This window comes from Pseudomonas fluvialis (assembly GCF_014207935.1).
Taxonomy (GTDB): Bacteria; Pseudomonadota; Gammaproteobacteria; order Pseudomonadales; family Pseudomonadaceae; genus Aquipseudomonas; species Aquipseudomonas fluvialis_A.
The window spans coordinates 18,097-36,784 of sequence record NZ_JACHLL010000010.1; the positions used below are offsets into that span (position 1 = coordinate 18,097).

An 18,688-nucleotide genomic window follows, 5' to 3' on the forward strand; every position below is an offset into this window, starting at 1 on the left:
TTTTTATGGCCGAAAAACTGATCAGGGCCTACAGCAAAAGGCGGCTGAGCGTAATGAGCCGGCCTCCAAGCAGCAGTTCATCCAGCCAGAAGAGCTGGTGCAGCATGACGATGCCCCAGAACACCACTTGGTAGGACGGCTTACGGGTCTTGTGGCGGAGCACTTGCTGCGCCAGCAGCGCGCCAGGCCAGCCACCCAGCAATTCACCCAGATGCAGAGTGCTTTCCTGGGTTCTCCAGCGACCACGAATGGCGCTGGCCTTATCTGACCAGTAGAGGAAAAAAGTCACGAGACTGGCCGACAGATAGGCCAGGGCTGGCAGCAGCGAATGGGCCTGCAAAAACTGGGTGCTGCCCCAGATAGGGAGAGCCATCAGCGCGGCAAACAAGAGCAGCTTTCCAACCGGATTTGAGATGCCTGGGGTGATGTTCCGCCGACGCGATGCCTTCTGCAGTTCAGGCTTTGCAGGCGCGGCTGAATGTCTCGCCACAGCACTTGGCTTGCGTCTGATCGCCGGGCGATCCAGGGTCATCGGCGCATCCAGGCGAATATGCTCGGCCTTGGGCCGGCCCTGCGCATCACGCCCGGCGATATAAAGCACCTGATCCCCGGCGCTTGGACGACGTTCGCCACGCATGGCCGAAATATGCGCGAAAACATCGGCCCCACCCTGTTCTGGACGAATAAAGCCGAAGCCCTTGTCATCGTTCCAGCTTTTCAACGTGCCACGCCGTTCCATCCAATCCGTCCCTGCCGTGTAAAAGCGCGCATCCTAGCTCTGATAGTGGCGTGCCAGAAAGCCCAACAGCAGGCGATTGACCGCCTCGGGCTGTTCACACTGCAGCCAGTGCCCGCACTGCTCGATGACGTGGTTCTCCAGCTGCGGGATCAGCCTAGGCATCTGCTTGAGGGTGTATGCCTCCAGCGTGCCGACCGGATCATGATCGCCCAGCAGAAACAGCGCCGGCTGTTCAATCTGCCTGCCCTGCAGGTGCTCGGTACGCTGCCAGTTGCGCTCGAAGTTGCGATACCAGTTCAGCGCGCCGCGAAAGCCACGACCGGCAAACGTTTCGAGATAACCGGCGAAGGCCTCGGGCTCACACCAGCTCGGCGCGCGGGCAACCTCTTCAAGCCCATCAAACAGAGCCGCACCGCCCGGCTTTTCCTGGAGAAACAGGTCACGCGGCACCGCCGCCGAGAGGTTGTGCATCATCAGGCGCAGGGTGCGCGGGATATCCGCATCCATTTCCGCTTCGGCCACACCAGGCTCCTGGAAATGCACGATGTAATTGAAACGTCCGGCGTACAGCTCGCGCATAAGACCGATGGCCGGCTGCTTCGGCCGGCCGCCAAAGGGCACAGCCATACCCACCACGCTCCTCACCCGTTCGGGCTCCAGCAGCGCCAAATGCCACGCCACTGGAGCGCCCCAGTCATGACCGATCACGCAGACCTCGTGCTGGCCGAGGACATCCATCGCAGCCTGGATGTCGGCACACAACGTGATCAGGTCATAGGCATCTGCCTCACTGGGCGCACTGCTCTGGCCATAGCCGCGCATCTCCGGCACCAGCACCCGATAGCCGGCTGCGGCCAGCACGGGCCACTGCTTGCGCCAGGACAACCAGCACTCGGGAAAACCGTGCAGCAGCCAGAGTGGCCGGCCATTGGCCGGGCCACAGGCGTACAGGCTGAGGGTGATGCCGTTGACGCTGAGCAACTGATGTTCGATGGCCTGCATGCGGTGCTCCTTTGTTCGTCACGAGCCTTTTTTCGCCACTATAGAAAAGGGGCGCCTGGTGCGCCCCTTTCATTCAGCCGCTGGATATCAGTGCTGCGCCGTGGCCCAGTCGATCAGGCCGAACTGCCAGGTAGCGAGAATCAGCAGACCGAAGCCGATGCGGTACCAGGCAAACACCGCATAGCTGTGATTGCCGATGAATTTGAGCAGCGAACGCACGGCGATCATGGCGAAGATGAACGAGGTGACAAAGCCCACGGCAAAGACCGGCAGATCCGCCGGCTGGAACAGATCACGGTACTTGTAGCCCGAGTAGAGAGCTGCCGCGACCATGGTCGGCATGGCCAGGAAGAAGGAAAACTCGGTCGCGGCCTTGCGCGACAGACCGAACAACAGGCCGCCGATGATGGTGGCGCCGGAACGCGAAGTGCCGGGAATCAGCGCCAGGCACTGGCAGCAACCGACCTTCAGCGCATGTCGCCAGCCCATCTCATCGACCGTGCCGGCGGTGACCGCATGCACCCGGCGCTCGGCCCAGAGGATGATCACCCCGCCGATCACCAGCGCTGCCGCCACGGTGATGGGATTGAACAGGTACTGATGGATCTGCTTGGAGAACAACAGGCCGATTACGGCTGCCGGAATAAAGGCAATCAGCAGGTTGAGGGTAAAACGCTGCGCCCCCTGCTCGCGAGGCAGCTGGATCACCACATCGAGGATCTTGCGCCGGTACTCCCACATCACCGCAAGGATGGCCGCCAGCTGAATGATGATGTTGAAGGCAATGGCCCGCTCGCCGCGAAAATCGATCAGGTCGGCGACGATGATCTGGTGGCCGGTGCTGCTCACCGGGAGAAACTCGGTCAAACCTTCGACCACTCCAAGAATGAAGGCCTGTACGGCCACCCACAGTTCCATGACGTTCCTTAGCAGAGAATCCGATGAATGCGCTGGCAATTCGACCATGGTCATTTGCCCCGGCGGGGTGCGAATGCTATCAGACATAAAGGGGATATTGCCCGGCCCAAGGCCGTGGCAGAGCAGTACAAACGTCCCAGGAGCCGATCATGAACCTCTTGCGCAACTTCTCGATCAACCGCCGCCTGTGGCTGATCCTACTGCTGGCCGTCGGCCTATCGCTGGCGCTGTACCTGGTCATGCTGCAGCTGATCGACAGCGGCCTGCGCGCCGGCAAGGCAGAGAAGATCCAACACAGCCTGGAAACCAGCCTGGGCATCCTGCAGTACTTCCACGGTCTCGAACAGTCCGGCAGCCTGACCCGCGAGCAGGCCCAGACGCAGGCCAAGGCGGCGGTGCGCGGGCTGCGCTACGCCGGCGACAACTACTACTGGATCAATGACCTGGGCCCGGTCATGGTCATGCATCCGACCAACCCCAAACTCGAAGGCCAGGATCTCTCCGCCACCAAGGACCCGGATGGCAAGGCGCTGTTCAACGAGATGGTCAGCGTGGCCAAGACCCGCGGTGCCGGGCTTGTCGATTATCGCTGGCCCAAGCCGGGCTCGGCCGATCCGGTGCCGAAGATTTCCTACGTGCAGCTGTTCCAGCCCTGGGGCTGGATCATCGGAACAGGTGTCTACATCGACGATATCGAAAGCGAATTCCGCCAACTGGTGATCAAAACCGGCAGTATTGCCCTGCTGATCTGCGGCCTGCTCGCCGTGCTGGTACTGCTGATCAGCCGCAGTGTCACCCAACCCATGGAGCAGGTGGTGCAAGCGCTGGACAACATCGCCAGCGGCGAAGGTGACCTGACCCGGCATCTCGACGCCCAGGGCCATGATGAACTGACGCAGCTGGCCAACAGCTTCAATCAGTTCGAAGACAAGCTGCGCCAGCTGATCAGCCGGCTCAGCGAAGCGGCAGGCACCCTCGATCAATCCTCGGACGAGCTCGACCAGATTTCCCAGCGCGGCCAGCAACAGAGCCAGTCCCAGGCGCAGCAGATGGACCTGGTGGCAACCGCGGTCAATCAGGTGACCTATGCCGTGCTGGACGTGGCCCGCAATGCCGAACAGGCCTCCAGCGAGGTGCGCAATGCCGAGCAGCAGGCCCATGAAGGCAGCAGCTGCATTCTCAGCAGCATGAGCCAGATCGAGCAGCTGTCGGCCACCATCGACAATGCGGTCACCGTGATCCGCTCACTGGCCAGCGAAAGCACGCAGATCGGCAGCGTGCTGGAGGTGATCCGCTCGATTGCCGAGCAGACCAACCTGCTCGCCCTCAACGCCGCCATCGAGGCCGCCCGTGCCGGCGAACAGGGCCGCGGCTTCGCCGTGGTGGCCGACGAAGTCCGCCTGCTGGCCCAGCGCACCCAGCAGTCGACCCAGGAAATCCAGGGCATGATCGAGCGTCTGCAGAGCAACTCCGAGGCCGCCGTACGAGTGATTGATGACAGCAGCCACGCCGCGCAACTGACCATCGAGCAGGCCCGCCTGGCCAGCAGCAACCTGGAACAGATCACCGGCACGCTGGGCAACCTCAGCGGCCTCAACTCGTCGATTGCCAGCGCCACCCTGCAACAGTCCCACGTGGTCGATGACATCAACCAGAATGTCACCCAGGCCGCCAGCCTGGCCCAGGAGGCGGCCATGGCCGCGGAGCAGACCAGCCAGGCCAGCCTACAATTGGGTAAACTGGCCGAGCAGATGAACCATCTGCTGAGGCAATTCCGCACGTGAGGACCGCATGAGCAGCATGGAGCACCAGGAAGTCGACTTTTCCAAGCCGCAGAACAGTGACCTGATCTGGGACCTGGACAACATGGCCCGGCGCGAGCTGGCCGAGCGCTTCATCCGTCTGTTCGAGAACCGCCTGTGCGTGTACTCCGACTCCGTGGCCCAGCTGTACACCAACTACAACCTGCACTTCCCTTCGGAGCTCGGGCGCAAGATGGTGGTGCTGCCCAACCCCTACGCCTTCCACGACACCCTGCACGGTATCGAGCGCGTGGCCGTGCGCAAGACCGGCCTGTGCGTGATCCCCGGCATGGTCAACGGCAAGCCCGGCCTGCTGCTGACCACCCTGATGAAGGAAGGCGGCCCGGCGCCCAAGACAATGCCGTTCAAACCGGCTCTGGCCCAGATCATCAGCAGTCAGCGCAAGATTGGTGACGAATTCCTGCCCATTCTGATGAAGGGCGACCTGCGCGAGTTCGATCAGCAGATGCCCTATCTGCACCTGCACCGCCTGCAGGTCGACAAGCTGCTGCGGCTGTCCAGCTTCGAGCGTTCAGATATCCAGCACACCATCACCAAGAAACTGATGGCGCTGTACCGCGACGCCGACAAGCTGACCTGTTGATCGGCCGGCTTTGCCCAACCTGCCCTCACGACGCGGTCAGCGCGGTCAAGACTGGCGAACGCGCACCTGGCTAGAGTGAGCCACCCTCACCCCGGCTAGGAGAACAACAAGATGCCCTGGTATTTCGAAGCCCTGCTCAGCCTTCCCGCGGGCCTGCTGCTCGGCAACTTCACCGAATGGTGGTTTCACCGTTTCGTACTGCATGGCCTTGGCCGTACCCGCGGCACCTTCTGGAGCTTTCACTTCCACGAGCACCACCGCAACAGCCGCCAGCACGCCTTCTACGACCCCTGCTACCGACGCTTCCCGCTGGGCTGGCACGCCCAGGGCAAGGAGGCCTGGGCCCTGATCGCGGCCAGTCTGCTGGTCAGCCCGCTGTTGATCGTTGCGCCCTGGCTGACCGTCACCCTCTGGTACTGTGCGCTCAACTACTACCTGCGCCACAAGTACTGCCACGACCACCCCGAATGGGCCCGCCAGCACATGCCCTGGCACTATGATCACCACATGGGACCCAACCCGCACAGCAACTGGTGCGTGACCAAGCCCTGGTTCGACTGGATCCTTGGCACCCGCGAGTACTACACCGGCACCGATCGCGAGCAGCAGGACCAGCGCAAGCGTGAGGCACGGGCAGTGGCCGCCTGATCGCCGTACAATGGGCCCTCACTCACCGAGGGCCCATTGTGTCGCCACTTGAACTGCTTGCCTCCGCGCTGGGCGCAATCGCCGTCATCCTCACCATCCGCCAGAACCCCTGGTGCTGGCCAATCGGTCTGGTCATGGTGCTGATGTATGCCTGGATCTTCTTCGAGGTGAAGCTGTACGCCAATGTCGCCTTGCAGTTCGTCTTTGCCGGGTCGCAGCTGTATGGCTGGTGGCTATGGACCCGGAGCGGCGAGCAGCCTGGGCAGGCTCTCGGCGCACTGAGCTGGCCGCAGCGTCTGGCTGGCCTACTGCTGGCGACGCTCCTCAGTCTGCTCCTCGGCTATGGACTTCAGCACGGCACCGACGCCGCCGCGCCCTGGCAGGATGCCGGACTCACCGCCTTCAGCCTGCTGGCGCAATTGTGGATGGCGCAGAAGCGGGTGGAATGCTGGCCGCTGTGGATCGTCGTCGACGTACTCTATGTCGCTCTGTTCATCAGCAGTGCCCTGTACCTCACCGCCGGCCTGTATGCCCTGTTCACTCTGCTGGCTGCCCACGGCTGGCTCAGCTGGCGCCGTGAGCTGCAGTTGAGTCTGGTCAAAGCATGAAGGTCCTGGTCCTTACCGGCCCGGAGTCAAGCGGCAAAAGCACGCTGTCCCTGCGTCTGCAACAGGCCTTTGGCGGGCTGTGCGTCGCCGAGCAGGTGCGCCTGTATATCGAACAGAGCGGACGCGATACCCACTATGGCGATGTCGACATCATCGCCCGCCAGCAATTGGCTGCCGAGGATGCGGCGCGTGCTGCCCGCCCTCACCTGCTGATTCTCGACACCCACCTGCTGAGCAATCTGCTCTGGAGCCGCCTGCTGTTCAACAACGCGCCGGACTGGCTGGAAGCGGCGCTGCACCAGCGCCAATATGACCTGCACCTGTTGCTCGATCCCCGCGGCGTAGCCTGGCAGGCCGATGGCCAGCGCTGCCAGCCGCAGCTACAGGAGCGACTGAGATTTCATCAGGACTGTCAGGCCTGGCTGGAACAGCATGATCAGCACTACCTGGCCATTGGCGGCGACTGGCAACGGCGCGAGGCACAAGCCCTGGAGCAGGTCGAGCGCTGGCTCAAGGCTTCCTCAGAAGCCTGACATCATCCGCTGCCGACACGCCAAACCGCAGAAAGGTTGCCAAGTATCACCGAGCTTGGCATAAGGGCCGTCACTTTCAATCGCTACAAGGATGTTGTCGATGCGTATCCTGCGCCGAACCCTCTACCTGGTCGTGCTGCTTGCCGTGCTGGCCGGCGCACTGCTGCTGTACTACGTGATCAATCCCAACCTGCCGAAATATCAGGCTCCAAGCCAGGTGCATTACCTTGAGCAGTGGTCGGAACAGGCGCGGCAGACCTACTACTACACGCCCCAGGGAACCCAGGTCAAAGGCCTGCGCTACGACTGGTTCGGCGCCCTGGAAAAGCCCTTCAGCCGCGACCGCTTCGCCGCTCCGGACAACCTGGCGCGCTTCGGTCTGCTGGTTGATCCCAAACAGCAGCCAACGGCGCAGAACCCCGGCAACCTGCCGGTAGGCTTCGCCCGCCATCAGGACAACGAGTCCGGCACCTGGTACCTGGATATCACCTGCGCCGCCTGCCACACCGGAGAGCTACGCTACCAGGGCCAGGCGGTGCGCATCGACGGCGGCCAGGCCCTGCACTCGCTGGCCTCTACCGTACCGACCCTGCGTGGCGGCAGCTTCGGCCAGGCACTGGCTGCAAGCATGGTCGAGACCTACCTCAACCCGGTGAAGTTCAGCCGCTTTGCCAAAACGGTGCTGGGCGAACGTTATCCCAAGGGCAAGGACCAGCTGCGCGGCGAATTCAAGACCGTGCTCGGACGCATGCTGGCTACCTCCTGGAACGACACCCACCGCAGCCTCTACCCCACCGCCGAAGGTTTCGGCCGCACCGATGCCTTCGGCCGCATCGCCAATACCGTGTATGGCGATGCCCTCGACCCGGCCAACTACCGAGAGGGCAATGCGCCGGTCAGCTACCCGCATGTCTGGGATATCTGGAAGTTCGACTGGGTGCAGTGGAACGGCTCGGCCATGCAGCCGATGGCGCGCAATATCGGCGAGGCCCTCGGTGTGGGGGCGCCGCTGCGCCTGTTCAATGACGATGGCAGCCCGGTACAGGGTGACGAGCGCTACGCCAGCGGCGTGCGCGTACGCGACCTGCATACCCTGGAAGAAACCCTCAAGCAGCTCAAGCCGCCACAATGGCCCGAGGCCGTGTTCGGCAAGGTCGACCTCAAGCTGGCCAGCCAGGGCCGCGCCCTGTTCCGCGAAAACTGCGCCTACTGCCACGCGCCCAACCCGGTCGAACCCGACCAACGCCTGGCGCCAAGTCGCAACCCGGAATGGAAACTGCGCATCGTGCCGACCAGCATCGTCGGTACCGACTCCACCGCCGCCGACAACATAGCCGACCACCGCTACGACATCCGCAAGCTGGGCTGGAGCAAGGAAGAACTGGGCAAACTCGATGTGCGCCTGCTCGACGGCTCGCTGGAACAGATCGACTTTGCCAGCATCTCCAGTGCCAAGGGCCTGGCCTACCTGACCGCCTTCGTCGAAAACCGCGCCTACCGCGATGCGGGCATCAGCGGCAGCGAACGCGCCCAGATGGACGGTTTCGGCCTGCCCATCGGCGTACGCGAGAAGCGCGGCTACAAGGCTCGTCCGCTGCAGGGCATCTGGGCCACGCCGCCGTTCCTGCACAATGGCTCGGTACCCAATCTGTTCGAACTGCTGTCACCGGTCAGCGAGCGCAGCACGCAGTTCTGGGTCGGCAACTTCGAATACGACCCACGTCGCGCCGGTTACCAGAGCGAGAAGTTCCCCGGCGGTTTCCTGCTCGACACCCGTATCACCGGTAACGGCAATCAGGGCCATGAATTCCGCGACGGCTGCCGCACCGACGGCGTCATCGGTCGCGCCCTGCAACCGGAAGAGCGCTGGGCGCTGATCGAATACCTAAAAGTCATGGGCAATGACGCGCTGGAGCAGCAGCTCAGCAGCGTAGAGGAACGCCCCTGGAACCCAGGCCCGAACTGCACGGCTGGCCAACCGCAAGGCTGACCCAGCGCAAGACTGATAAGGAGCATCACCATGCTGCAACGTTTCTGGATGGGCCTGGGCAAACTGCTGGCCTGGCTGCTACTGCCTCCCCTGCTGCTGGCGGCTGTCGGCCTGGGGCTTGGCGCGCTGTATTACCACTGGAAGTTCTCCGGCCCGGTTGCGGCCGAGGAGCAGATTCCCGCCGATGAAGGCCGCTACACCCAGGCCATCATCGAGGATGCCATTCGCATCGTCGAACAGCACCGCGACAATACCCGCGTGCTGCGTGATGCCCATGCCAAGGCTCATGGCTGCGTCAAGGCCGAGCTCAGCGTGCTGCCCGATCTCCACCCGGAACTGCGCCATGGGGTATTCAGCGAACCGGGCAAGACCTGGCACAGCTGGGTGCGGTTCTCCAATGGCAACGCCTACCCGCAGTTCGACGCCACCCGCGATGCACGCGGCATGGCGATCAAGCTGCTCGACGTGCCGGGCACCAAACTGATGCCCGGCCGCGGCCATGATGGCGAGCAGGACTTCGTCATGTTCAACCACCCGGTGTTTTTCGTTCGCGATGTTGCCGAATACCGGCAGAACTTCGCCGCCCAGGCCAGCGGCCAGAAAATCCTGGCCTTCTTTCCCAGCTGGGACCCCAGAACCTGGGAGATTCGCCACATGCTGATTGCCCTGAATACCCTGAGCCCGGCACCGGCCAGCCCAGTGAGCACCACTTACAACTCCATCGCGCCGTTCAAGCTCGGGCCGAACAACATCAAATACCGGGTCATCCCGGCACCGCAGAACTGCCCGGACTATCAGTTGCCAGCCCAGAACAGCGACCTGCCGAACTTCCTGCGCAGCGCCCTGTATCAGCAGCTATCGCTGGATCGCATGCCAGCCTGCTTTGCCCTCCAGGTACAACGCCAGGACCCGTCGCGCTACATGCCGCTGGAAGACACCAGCGTCGAGTGGTCGGAACAGGACTCGCCCTTCGTCACTGTGGCCACCCTCAAGGTACCGCCACAGGATTTCGATAGCCGCGAGCAGAACCTGTTCTGCGACAACCTCTCCTACAACCCCTGGCACGCACTGCCCGAGCATCGTCCTCTGGGCGGCATCAACCGCCTCCGCCAGGCGGTGTACCTGAATGTCAGCGCCTATCGCCAGCAGCGCAACGCCGCTAGCACCCCGTAAGCCTGGCGGCGCCAGACGTTTGCAACGGTCTGGCGCCGAGTGCTGTCCATTTCAGGCATCACCCGTTCAATATCCTGCGCAAACTGTGCACAATTCTTGCTGCTACATTTAAGTTCTGGCGGACACGGACGATATTCAGCATTAAGCCCGGCTTCTGGCTGTGGCATATCGTTGTGTGCGCCCTCTCTTAGTGCCTTTGCAGAAGGATTGCCCCATGCTGTTCAACCGTCTGTCCATCCAGTGGAAGATCACCCTCTTGGCGGGTATCTGCCTGTTGGCCATTGTCGCCGTGCTGGTCAGCGCCTCGGTGGTGCAGGCCGGCCGCAATGCCACGCTGGTCAAACAGGCCAGCACCGCGATGCTCGAGGAGTCTGCCCGCCTGCGCATGTCCGCGCGCGGTGAGGCCCAGGCTTTGCGCATGCAACGCTACTTCATGGATGCCTTCCAGTACGGCAAGGGCTCGGCCAAGCAAGTGCTGTTCATCCGCGAACAGGCGGAAAAGCGCTTTCTCGATGCCTTCGACCTGCGCGAAGACCTGACCCGGCAGATCAAGAGCGCCCTGGAAGCCAACCGCAGTCTGCTGGGCATCTACGTCGCCTTCGAGCCCAACGCGCTAGACGGCAAGGATGAGCTGTTCGTCGGCCAGGAAGCCATCGGCAGTAATGACAAGGGCCGCTTCTCCCTGTACTGGGCACAAAACACCAAAGGCGAGATCACTCTCTCGGCCATGGATGAAGAGTCGCTCAACGACACCACGCCTGGCATCAGCGGCGCGCCCTACAACGCCTGGTACAGCTGCCCGCTACAGACCCGCACGCACTGCCTGCTGGAACCCTATATCGACGATACCGACGGGGTGAAAACCCTGATGACCAGCATTGCCTTCCCGCTGGAGCTCAACGGCAAGGTGATCGGCGTGCTCGGCGTGGATATCAGCCTGGCCAGCCTGCAGAGCATCAGTGACGACGCCCACAAGGCACTGTTCGACGGCCAGGGGCATGTCAGCATCGTCAGCCCTGCCGGGCTCCTGGCCGGCCACAGCCGCGACAGCAAGCTGCTCGGCGGCAAGCTGGACAAGGCTTTTACCGACCAGGCCGGCGAGATCGTCCGCCTGATCGGCCAGAATCAGCCACAACTGCTGCATCACGACGGCATCATGCAGGTGCTCGAACCCCTGCAGCCGATCCCCGACAGCAAACCGTGGGCGGTCCTGGTCGAAGTTCCGGAAAAGGTGCTGCTGGCACCGGCCATTGCCCTCGAAGGCAAGATGGACGACATGAGTCAGCGCAACACCACCGTGGCGCTGGTGCTGGGCCTGGTGGGCGGCCTGCTCGGTCTGCTGCTGATCTGGCTGACCGCCCTCGGCGTGACCAAGCCGATTCTCGCCGTGGCCAGCATGCTCAAGGACATCGCCAGCGGTGAGGGTGACCTGACCAAGCGCCTGACCTATGCCAAAGCCGATGAGCTGGGCGAACTCGCCGGCTGGTTCAACCGTTTCCTCGACAAGCTGCAGCCCATCGTCGCGCAGGTCAAAAATACCGTGATCGACGCCCGGCAAACCGCTGACCGCTCAGCCGGCATTGCTCAGCAGACCAGCTCCGGCATGCAGCAGCAGTTTCGCGAGGTCGATCAGGTGGCCACAGCCTTCCACGAGATGAGCGCCACTGCGCAGGATGTGGCGCGTAGCGCCGCCCAGGCCGCCGGAGCCGCACGCGGCGCCGATCAGGCCTGCCAGGAGGGATTGGGGGTGATCGGTGCCACCACCACCAGCATCGAACAACTCTCGGCCGAGCTGACGGCCGCCATGCAGGAGGTCGAAGGCCTGGCCAGCAGCAGCGAACAGATCGGCTCGGTGCTGGAAGTGATCCGTTCGATTGCCGAGCAGACCAACCTGCTGGCGCTGAACGCAGCCATCGAGGCCGCCCGTGCCGGCGAGGCCGGGCGCGGCTTTGCCGTGGTCGCCGACGAAGTGCGCAACCTGGCCAAACGGACGCAGGATTCGGTAGAGGAAATCCGCCAGGTCATCGAAGGCTTGCAGAGCGGCACCCGCGAAGTCGTCAGCTCGATGCACAGCAGCAACCGGCAGGCCGAAGGCAGCGTGCAACAGGTCGAAATGGCCGTAGCCGCCCTGCGCCGGATTGGTGAGTCGGTCAGCGTGATTACCGACATGAACCTGCAGATCGCCAGCGCTGCCGAGGAGCAAAGCTCGGTGGCCGACGAGATCAACCGCAACATCTCCTCGATCCGGGATGTCACAGAAGCCATCACCCTGCAGGCAGACGAGTCGGCACAGATCAGTCAGAGCCTCAACCAGCTGGCCAACCAACAGCAGGCGCTGATGGACCAGTTCCGTGTCTGACTGACCTGATTTGCCCACCACGCTGGCGCCTGGCTCCTTGTCAGCCGGGCGCCAGGCTCGCTAGCCTGACGCTCCACCTTCAGGAAACCCGAGCATGCTCAAGATTGCCATTCTCAGCGGCTCCAGCCGCCCCGACAGCCAATCCAGCAAAGTCGCCGCCTATCTTCAGCAACAGCTGCAGCAGCGGGGCGAACAGGTCTGCGTGCTGGATCTGGCCGTCACTCCCCTGCCACTCTGGCCAGCCGGCCCCGCCGAACACTGGCCGGCCATGCAGGCGCAGCTGGCCGAGGCCGATGCGCTGGTGGTGATAGCTCCGGAATGGCACGGCATGGCCTGCCCGGCGGTGAAGAACTTCTTCCTCTACGCCAGCAAGGCCGAACTGGCGCACAAACCTGCGCTGCTGGTGGGGGTGTCCTCAGGTGTTGGCGGGGCCTACCCGATCAGCGAGCTGCGTGCCTCAGGCTACAAGAATTGCCGACTGTGCTACCTGCCCGAACACCTGATCATCCGTCAGGTCGAGCAGGTGCTCAATGCCGGCGCGGCGCTGGAGGGCAGCGATCAGCGCATCCGCGCCCGCATCGACTATGCGCTGGATATTCTCTGCCAGTACGGCGGCGCCCTGGCACCGGTACGCGCCAACATCAGTTTTGCCAACCCGGACTTTGCCAACGGCATGTAAGGCTTTTTGCCTAGGATAGGTAGCCTTCAAGCCGCCTTGCGTGGCAGCTCGATTCTGACGCACAGACCGCCCAACGGGCTTTGCGTCAGGGTCAGGCGAGCGCCCCAGCTATCGACAATATCGCGCACGATAGCCAGGCCGAGACCATGCCCGGCCACCTCTTCATCCAGACGCGAGCCACGCTGCAGCACCTGCTCTCGCTCGCTCGCCTCGATCCCGGGACCATCATCCTCGACCTGCAGGACATAAGCCTGTTGCTGCGCCTGAATCGTCAGCTGAACCCGTGCAGCCGCCCATTTACAGGCATTGTCCAGCAGATTGCCGAGCAGCTCGAGTGTGTCCTCGCGGTCCACCGGCAGGCGCAATCCCGTTTCCCCCTGCCACTCCAGTTGCAGGCCGCGCGAATGAATCATGCGCAAGGTATCGAGCAAGGCCGGCACTTCCTCGGCGCAGTTGAAATGAGCGCCAGGCAGCACCTCACCCGCCAGTCGTGCACGCCCCAGTTCACGTTCCAGGCGCTTGCGCACCTGCAGCAACTGCTCGTGCAGGCTTTGACGCAATGCCTCATGTGCCCTGAACTCATCCCGCTGCAGCAAGGTAAACAGCACTGCCAACGGCGTCTTCAGGGCGTGCCCGAGATTGCCCAGGGCATGACGCGAGCGCTGAAGGGTCGACTCGGTATGACGCAGCAGTTGGTTGATCTGCTCCACCAGCGGCTGCAACTCACTGACCGTGACCAGCTCCAGTGCACTCCGCCGCCCCTGTTCCAGCTGCTGCAGTTGCTGGCGAACCTGCTCCAACGGACGCAGAGCGCTGCGAACCGCCCAGCGCTGAGCGAGCAGCAGCAGGAGCAACAAGCCAGCACCAAAGCCGAGGGCGAATTGCTGCATGCGGGTGAATGCCTGGAGCACCGGGTTGTAGTCCTGCGCCACACAGATGCGAACCGGCAGGCCCTGACGCTTGAAGGGCGCACAATAGACCAGCAGATGCTGTCCCTGGGGGCCGCCCTGCAACTGCTCTTGCAACCCGGAGGACGACGGCATGCCCAACTCGTGGTCCCATAGCGAGCGCGAGCGCCAGAGCTGACCATCGATATCGATCAGAAAGTAACGCCCGGAATAGGGACGATGAAACGACGGATCGACGGTCTGTGCCTCCAGCTGAACGCCGGACTGCTTGCGCACAATAGCCCGCAACAGACTCTCGGCCTCATCACGCAAATCACTCTGCAGATAGTTGCGCAGGCCCCGGTCAAACAGCCATAGGCTGCCTTGGGCCAACAAACCGCCGGCGAGCAACAGGCTGATCAGCAGAGCCAGGCCAATACGACGCTGGATAGAGCCCATCAGCGAACACCGACGAAGCGATAACCCTGCCCGCGACGGGTCTCGATCACCGCCTTGCCGAACTTGCTGCGCAAGCGGTTGACCAGGACTTCGAGGACATTGGAGTCGCGCTCGCTCTCGCCGTCATACAAATGATCGCTCAGCTGGCTCTTGGACAGCAGCTGCCCGTTGTGCAACATGAAATAGCGCAACAGGCGAAACTCAGCGGCGGTCAGCTCGACCTGCTGGCCATTGAGACTGACGCGTTGCTCGCTTTCATCCAGTTGCAGGCCGCCCACCACCAGTTCAGGCTGATTACTCAGGCCGTTGGCCCGGCGCAGCAAGGCCTGAATGCGCAGCAGCAGCTCCTCGGGATGGAAGGGCTTGCTCAGGTAGTCATCGGCGCCGGCCTTGAGCCCTTCGATCCGCTCGGCCCATGACGAGCGTGCGGTGAGAATCAGCACCGGCGTATTACTGCCTTTGCCCCTCCACTCGCGCAGGACTTCCAGCCCGGGCCGTCCAGGCAGACCAAGATCGAGAATGATCAGATCGTAAGGCTCGCTGATACCCTGGTAGGCGGCATCGCGCCCGTCAGCCAACCAGTCGACCGCGTATCCATGTCGACCCAGTTCAGCCAGTAACGAATCGGCCAGTTCAACACTGTCTTCGACCAGCAACAGGCGCATCAGTTGTCTTCCTCATCCTTGAGCAACTGCCCGCTTTGCGCGTCCAGCTCCAGTTCGCGGACGCTGCCGGTTGCAGTCAGCAACTCGACCTCATAGCAATAACGGCCATGTTCAAGTTCCAGCTCTGCCTCCAGCAAGGTCGCCCCGGGATACACTCCCAGGGCTTGTTGCAGCAGTGCATCCAGAGGCTGGATCTGCCCTGTGCGGGCCAGTTCCAGCGCCTCATCCTGATCGAGATCACGACTGAGCGCTGGAGCACTGATCAGGCTGCACAGTAAAAGCAGACCAAGGCCACGGGAGAACATGCTCATCAATCGTCCTGATGGTCCTGCAGCACCGCGCCGGTGGTGGCATCCAGCTGGACATCCCACCGAACGCCCTGGCCATCACGCAACTCGACCTGATACTGGTAACGACCGTGCTCCTGTTCCAGCTCGGTTTCCTCGATCGTGGCGCCCGGATGTTTGGCCAGTGCGGCAGCATTGAGCTTTTCGAAGGATTGGATAGTGCCGGCGTCGCGCAGACGCAGCGCCTCATCCGGCCCCAAATCACGGGCCTGAACGGTCGCAGCGGCAAAAGCCAGGCCAGTCAGAGTCAGGATTGCAGTCAGCTTGTTCATGGGTTTTTACCTCGTTTGAGTGTGCAAGGACTTTGTGCTGCACACTCTAGCCACACTCGATTAACTCAAACTGAATGACCTGCTGCCTCGTCTAGGGGCGACATATTCATCCGGTGAAGAGCGCTTGGCCCAGCCCACGCAGGACCTATAATCGGCGGCTGTTTGCAGGAGACCCGCATGTCAGCCATTCACCGTAAATTCCCAGCTCTGACCTTCCGTGCCGGACAGCGTGCCATGCAACGTATCCGCAGCCAAGGTCTGCAGGCGGCCGATGTCAGCATCCTGCCAGGCGCAGCCGGCGGCCCCAAAGGCCTGGGGATTCAGGGGCTGGATCTGGCACTGTTCGGCTCCTGGCTACCCAGCGCACCACGACAGCGTACCCTGATCGGTGCCTCCATCGGCTCCTGGCGCTTCGCCAGCGCTTGCCTCCCCGACCCTGAGCAAGGGCTGCTGCGCCTAGGTGAACTGTATACCAGTCAACGCTTTGCCAAGGGTGTGAGCATGACCGAGGTCAGTCGCAGTTGTACCCAGCTGCTTGACGACCTGCTGCAGGGACAGGATGCCAGCGTGACCCAAAACCCGCTGTACCACCTGAATATTCTGGTGGTAAAGAGCCAGGGCCTGTTGCGGCATGACCAACGTGGCAAGCTGGGCCTTGGTCTGTCGGCGGTGATCGGTAATAACCTGCTGGCCCGCCAGCGCCTGGCAGGCCATTTCGAGCGGGTGGTACTGCATGATCCGAGACAGGCTCCACCGCTGGCACCACTGACCGACTTCACCTCGCACTACCACGAACTGGGCACTCACAACCTGCGCCAGGCGTTGCTGGCCTCGGGTTCCATCCCCATGGTAATGAACGCCATCCATGAGATTCCAGGCGTCAGTGCTGGCGTTTTCCGCGATGGTGGCCTGCTCGACTATCATCTGGACCTGCCCTATCGCACCGACGGCATCGTGCTCTATCCACACTTTACCGACCGCGTCATTCCCGGCTGGTTCGACAAGTCACTGCCGTGGCGCCGCGCCAATGCCGAACAGTTACAGGATGTACTGCTGATCTCACCCTCGCGCGAATATCTGGCGCATCTGTCCCATGGCAAGCTGCCTGATCGCAGTGACTTCAAGCGCTACCTGGGCAACGATCAGGGCCGTGAAGACTATTGGCGCCAGGCCATGGCCGAGAGCCGCCGTCTCGGTGACGAATTCCTCGAACTGGTCGGCAGCGGCGAGATTGCAGGACGACTGCAACCGCTCTGATGCTTAGAGAATATTTAATAACAGCCTGACACTACAGGTAGCTGTTCAGCAGGCTGTTAGACTAACTGCGCCACCAGGGAGGGGATATGCGGCTAGCGGTAGCGATCATTCACGGCATTGGCAATCAGCCGGATCAGCGCGATGACGAAGGTTTACATGCCTTTGCGGCCCCCTTGGTGGCCGCCCTGCGCAAGCGGTTGGGCGCCGATGCCAATGAGATTGCATTCCAGAGCCTTTACTGGGCCAGCGTGCTCGATCAGCGGGAAGAAGCCTACCTTCAGGCTCTGCATGACCAGCCAGTGCGCTGGCGCTGGCTACGCCGGATCGTCACCCTGTTCCTTGGCGATGCCAGCGGCTATCGCAAAACCTCTCAGGCCTACGACACCAGCTATGAAGAAGTGCATCAATGCGTGCGTCAGGGGCTGCATGAACTACGCGCCAAAGTAGCCCCGGACACACCACTGATTGTGCTTGCCCATTCACTAGGGGGGCACATTTTCTCCAACTTCGTGTGGGACCAGCAGAAGATCAATCAAAGCAGTTGTGCGCTGGACCCCTTTCTCGGACTGGAAACCTTCAGCGGATTTATCACCTTTGGCTGCAATATCCCGCTATTCACTTTCGCCTACGATCCCGTTGTACCTATCCGGTTTCCTGGCCACTGCCTGCCGGCCAGCCTGCAAATCCAGGCACGTTGGCTGAATGTCTATGCGCCTGCCGATATCCTTGCCTACCCGCTACGCCCACTGCAGAACTATGCGCAAGTGGTTACAGAGGACCGCTGCATGGCAGTCGGTCCCTGGTACAAACGCTTTACGCCTTTCAGCCATCTGGACTACTGGAACGATGCCAAATTTCACCGTTATGTGGCGCGCCATCTGCGTCAGCTGCTCACTGCTTGCCCTGAGCCAACCGACACTCGCAGCTCTGGATGAACAGGGGAAGAAAGAGGTCGACAGCCTGCTGGACTTTGTTGAACGCAGTGGCTGTACCTTCATCCGTAACGACAGCGAACATGCTTCGTCCGATGCACGCGCCCATTTGCAGAAAAAGCTCGACTACCTGCTGGATAAAGACCTGATCGACAGCCCAGAACAGTTCATCGAGCGTGGCGCCACGGAAAGCAGCTTCAGCGGCGAGCCCTATCGCGTACGTTGCCAAGGCAGCGAACAAATGTCTGCCGATTGGCTCAGCGCCGAGCTTAAGCGCTTACGCTCAGCAAGCCGCTAGCACGGCTCATTGCTGATAGAATGAGACTTTGCCCTGTTCTGGGCATCGGCTGATGAGCATTACACCGTGGAACTGTTTAAAGAATTCATGTTTGAGGCAGCCCATCAGCTGCCTCATGTCCCCGCCGGACACAAATGTGGACGCCTGCATGGTCATTCTTTCAAGGTGGCCATTCATATCGAAGGCGAAGTGGATCCCTACACTGGCTGGATTCGCGACTTCTCCGAAATCAAAGCCATCTTCAAGCCGATCTACGAGCGGCTCGACCATAACTATCTGAATGAAATTCCCGGCCTCGAGAACCCGACCAGCGAAGTGCTGGCCAAATGGATCTGGCAGGAACTCAAACCCCTGCTGCCTGAGCTTTCACGCATTCGTATACACGAAACCTGCACCAGTGGCTGTGAATACCGCGGCGACTAATCCCGCCGGATGCGCCAAATAGAAAAGGCCCCAGGTTTAACAGCCTGGGGCCTTTTTGTTTGCCTGCGTTAAGCGCTTCACGCTGTCAAAACA

The 18,688-nt window shown here is 62.0% G+C and carries 20 protein-coding genes and 2 pseudogenes; 15 read left to right on the plus strand and 7 right to left on the minus strand.

The genetic code is table 11. The features are described from left to right. Positions 1-28 precede the first annotated feature (28 nt). From HNP49_RS18265 to HNP49_RS18275, 3 genes are all read right to left on the minus strand, one after another. Positions 29-739 carry a DUF1294 domain-containing protein gene (locus HNP49_RS18265; RefSeq protein ID WP_184685710.1) on the minus strand — a complete coding sequence of 237 codons (711 nt, stop codon included), beginning with the start codon at positions 737-739 and terminating at the stop codon, positions 29-31. A 33-nt stretch (positions 740-772) separates the two neighbouring features. After that, entirely contained in the window at positions 773-1,741 is a 969-nt protein-coding gene (locus HNP49_RS18270) for an alpha/beta fold hydrolase (RefSeq protein ID WP_184685712.1), read from the minus strand. An 87-nt stretch (positions 1,742-1,828) separates the two neighbouring features. Beyond that, positions 1,829-2,659: an undecaprenyl-diphosphate phosphatase gene (locus tag HNP49_RS18275; protein WP_184685715.1), complete on the minus strand. Its 831-nt coding sequence runs from the start codon at positions 2,657-2,659 to the stop codon at positions 1,829-1,831. Positions 2,660-2,898: 239 nt separating this feature from the next. On the opposite strand from HNP49_RS18275, the pseudogene HNP49_RS19090 reads away from it, so the two are divergent. The 11 genes and pseudogenes from HNP49_RS19090 to HNP49_RS18320 form a co-directional block, all read left to right on the plus strand. After that, positions 2,899-3,585, plus strand: a pseudogene (locus tag HNP49_RS19090) (cache domain-containing protein); the annotation flags it as partial. Positions 3,586-3,708: 123 nt separating this feature from the next. Next, entirely contained in the window at positions 3,709-4,443 is a 735-nt protein-coding gene (locus tag HNP49_RS19095) for a methyl-accepting chemotaxis protein (protein ID WP_409372567.1), read from the plus strand. A 7-nt stretch (positions 4,444-4,450) separates the two neighbouring features. Further along, positions 4,451-5,065: a hypothetical protein gene (locus HNP49_RS18285; RefSeq protein WP_221445302.1), complete on the plus strand. Its 615-nt coding sequence runs from the start codon at positions 4,451-4,453 to the stop codon at positions 5,063-5,065. A gap of 111 nt (positions 5,066-5,176) precedes the next feature. Beyond that, positions 5,177-5,713 (plus strand): sterol desaturase family protein, encoded by a 537-nt coding sequence (locus HNP49_RS18290; RefSeq protein ID WP_221445303.1) that lies wholly within the window; start codon positions 5,177-5,179, stop codon positions 5,711-5,713. Between the two features lie 38 nt (positions 5,714-5,751). Beyond that, positions 5,752-6,321, plus strand: coding sequence for a nicotinamide riboside transporter PnuC (gene pnuC, locus HNP49_RS18295; protein ID WP_184685719.1), 570 nt, complete (start codon positions 5,752-5,754; stop codon positions 6,319-6,321). Continuing rightward, complete coding sequence (locus tag HNP49_RS18300) at positions 6,318-6,854, plus strand: AAA family ATPase (RefSeq protein WP_184685722.1); 537 nt, start codon at positions 6,318-6,320, stop codon at positions 6,852-6,854. Before pnuC ends, HNP49_RS18300 begins: the two co-directional genes overlap by 4 nt. A gap of 100 nt (positions 6,855-6,954) precedes the next feature. After that, positions 6,955-8,844, plus strand: coding sequence for a di-heme-cytochrome C peroxidase (locus HNP49_RS18305; protein ID WP_184685724.1), 1,890 nt, complete (start codon positions 6,955-6,957; stop codon positions 8,842-8,844). A 30-nt stretch (positions 8,845-8,874) separates the two neighbouring features. Next, the gene (locus tag HNP49_RS18310; RefSeq protein WP_184685726.1) at positions 8,875-10,017 is read left to right on the plus strand and encodes a catalase family protein; all 1,143 of its coding nucleotides are present in this window, start codon (positions 8,875-8,877) and stop codon (positions 10,015-10,017) included. A gap of 433 nt (positions 10,018-10,450) precedes the next feature. Next, positions 10,451-11,518, plus strand: a pseudogene (locus HNP49_RS19100) (HAMP domain-containing protein); the annotation flags it as partial. A 102-nt stretch (positions 11,519-11,620) separates the two neighbouring features. Further along, positions 11,621-12,376: a methyl-accepting chemotaxis protein gene (locus HNP49_RS19105; RefSeq protein WP_409372568.1), complete on the plus strand. Its 756-nt coding sequence runs from the start codon at positions 11,621-11,623 to the stop codon at positions 12,374-12,376. A gap of 94 nt (positions 12,377-12,470) precedes the next feature. Then, on the plus strand, positions 12,471-13,055 hold the full coding sequence (locus HNP49_RS18320; RefSeq protein WP_184685730.1) for an NADPH-dependent FMN reductase: 585 nt from the start codon (positions 12,471-12,473) through the stop codon (positions 13,053-13,055). A gap of 26 nt (positions 13,056-13,081) precedes the next feature. Here the strand turns inward: HNP49_RS18320 and HNP49_RS18325 are convergent, their stop codons facing one another. Genes HNP49_RS18325 through HNP49_RS18340 form a run of 4 tightly spaced genes read right to left on the minus strand, consistent with a single transcriptional unit; the run spans position 13,082 to position 15,685 of the window. Continuing rightward, complete coding sequence (locus tag HNP49_RS18325; protein ID WP_184685732.1) at positions 13,082-14,401, minus strand: sensor histidine kinase; 1,320 nt, start codon at positions 14,399-14,401, stop codon at positions 13,082-13,084. After that, positions 14,401-15,066 (minus strand): response regulator transcription factor, encoded by a 666-nt coding sequence (locus HNP49_RS18330; protein WP_184685734.1) that lies wholly within the window; start codon positions 15,064-15,066, stop codon positions 14,401-14,403. The genes HNP49_RS18325 and HNP49_RS18330 overlap by 1 nt, the downstream gene beginning before the upstream one ends. Continuing rightward, positions 15,066-15,377, minus strand: coding sequence for a PepSY domain-containing protein (locus tag HNP49_RS18335; RefSeq protein ID WP_184685736.1), 312 nt, complete (start codon positions 15,375-15,377; stop codon positions 15,066-15,068). The genes HNP49_RS18330 and HNP49_RS18335 overlap by 1 nt, the downstream gene beginning before the upstream one ends. Then, the gene (locus HNP49_RS18340) at positions 15,377-15,685 is read right to left on the minus strand and encodes a PepSY domain-containing protein (protein WP_184685738.1); all 309 of its coding nucleotides are present in this window, start codon (positions 15,683-15,685) and stop codon (positions 15,377-15,379) included. The genes HNP49_RS18335 and HNP49_RS18340 overlap by 1 nt, the downstream gene beginning before the upstream one ends. A gap of 177 nt (positions 15,686-15,862) precedes the next feature. Between HNP49_RS18340 and HNP49_RS18345 the strand changes: the two genes are divergently transcribed. The 4 genes from HNP49_RS18345 to queD all read left to right on the plus strand — a co-directional run bounded on the left by HNP49_RS18345 (position 15,863) and on the right by queD (position 18,595). Then, the gene (locus HNP49_RS18345) at positions 15,863-16,942 is read left to right on the plus strand and encodes a patatin-like phospholipase family protein (RefSeq protein ID WP_184685740.1); all 1,080 of its coding nucleotides are present in this window, start codon (positions 15,863-15,865) and stop codon (positions 16,940-16,942) included. 86 nt (positions 16,943-17,028) lie between these two features. Continuing rightward, entirely contained in the window at positions 17,029-17,877 is an 849-nt protein-coding gene (locus HNP49_RS18350; protein ID WP_184685742.1) for a hypothetical protein, read from the plus strand. Continuing rightward, positions 17,807-18,172: a DUF5329 domain-containing protein gene (locus tag HNP49_RS18355; protein WP_184685744.1), complete on the plus strand. Its 366-nt coding sequence runs from the start codon at positions 17,807-17,809 to the stop codon at positions 18,170-18,172. The genes HNP49_RS18350 and HNP49_RS18355 overlap by 71 nt, the downstream gene beginning before the upstream one ends. Before the next feature lie 66 nt (positions 18,173-18,238). After that, positions 18,239-18,595 carry a 6-carboxytetrahydropterin synthase QueD gene (queD, locus tag HNP49_RS18360; RefSeq protein WP_184685746.1) on the plus strand — a complete coding sequence of 119 codons (357 nt, stop codon included), beginning with the start codon at positions 18,239-18,241 and terminating at the stop codon, positions 18,593-18,595. The last annotated feature ends 93 nt before the right edge of the window (positions 18,596-18,688 follow it).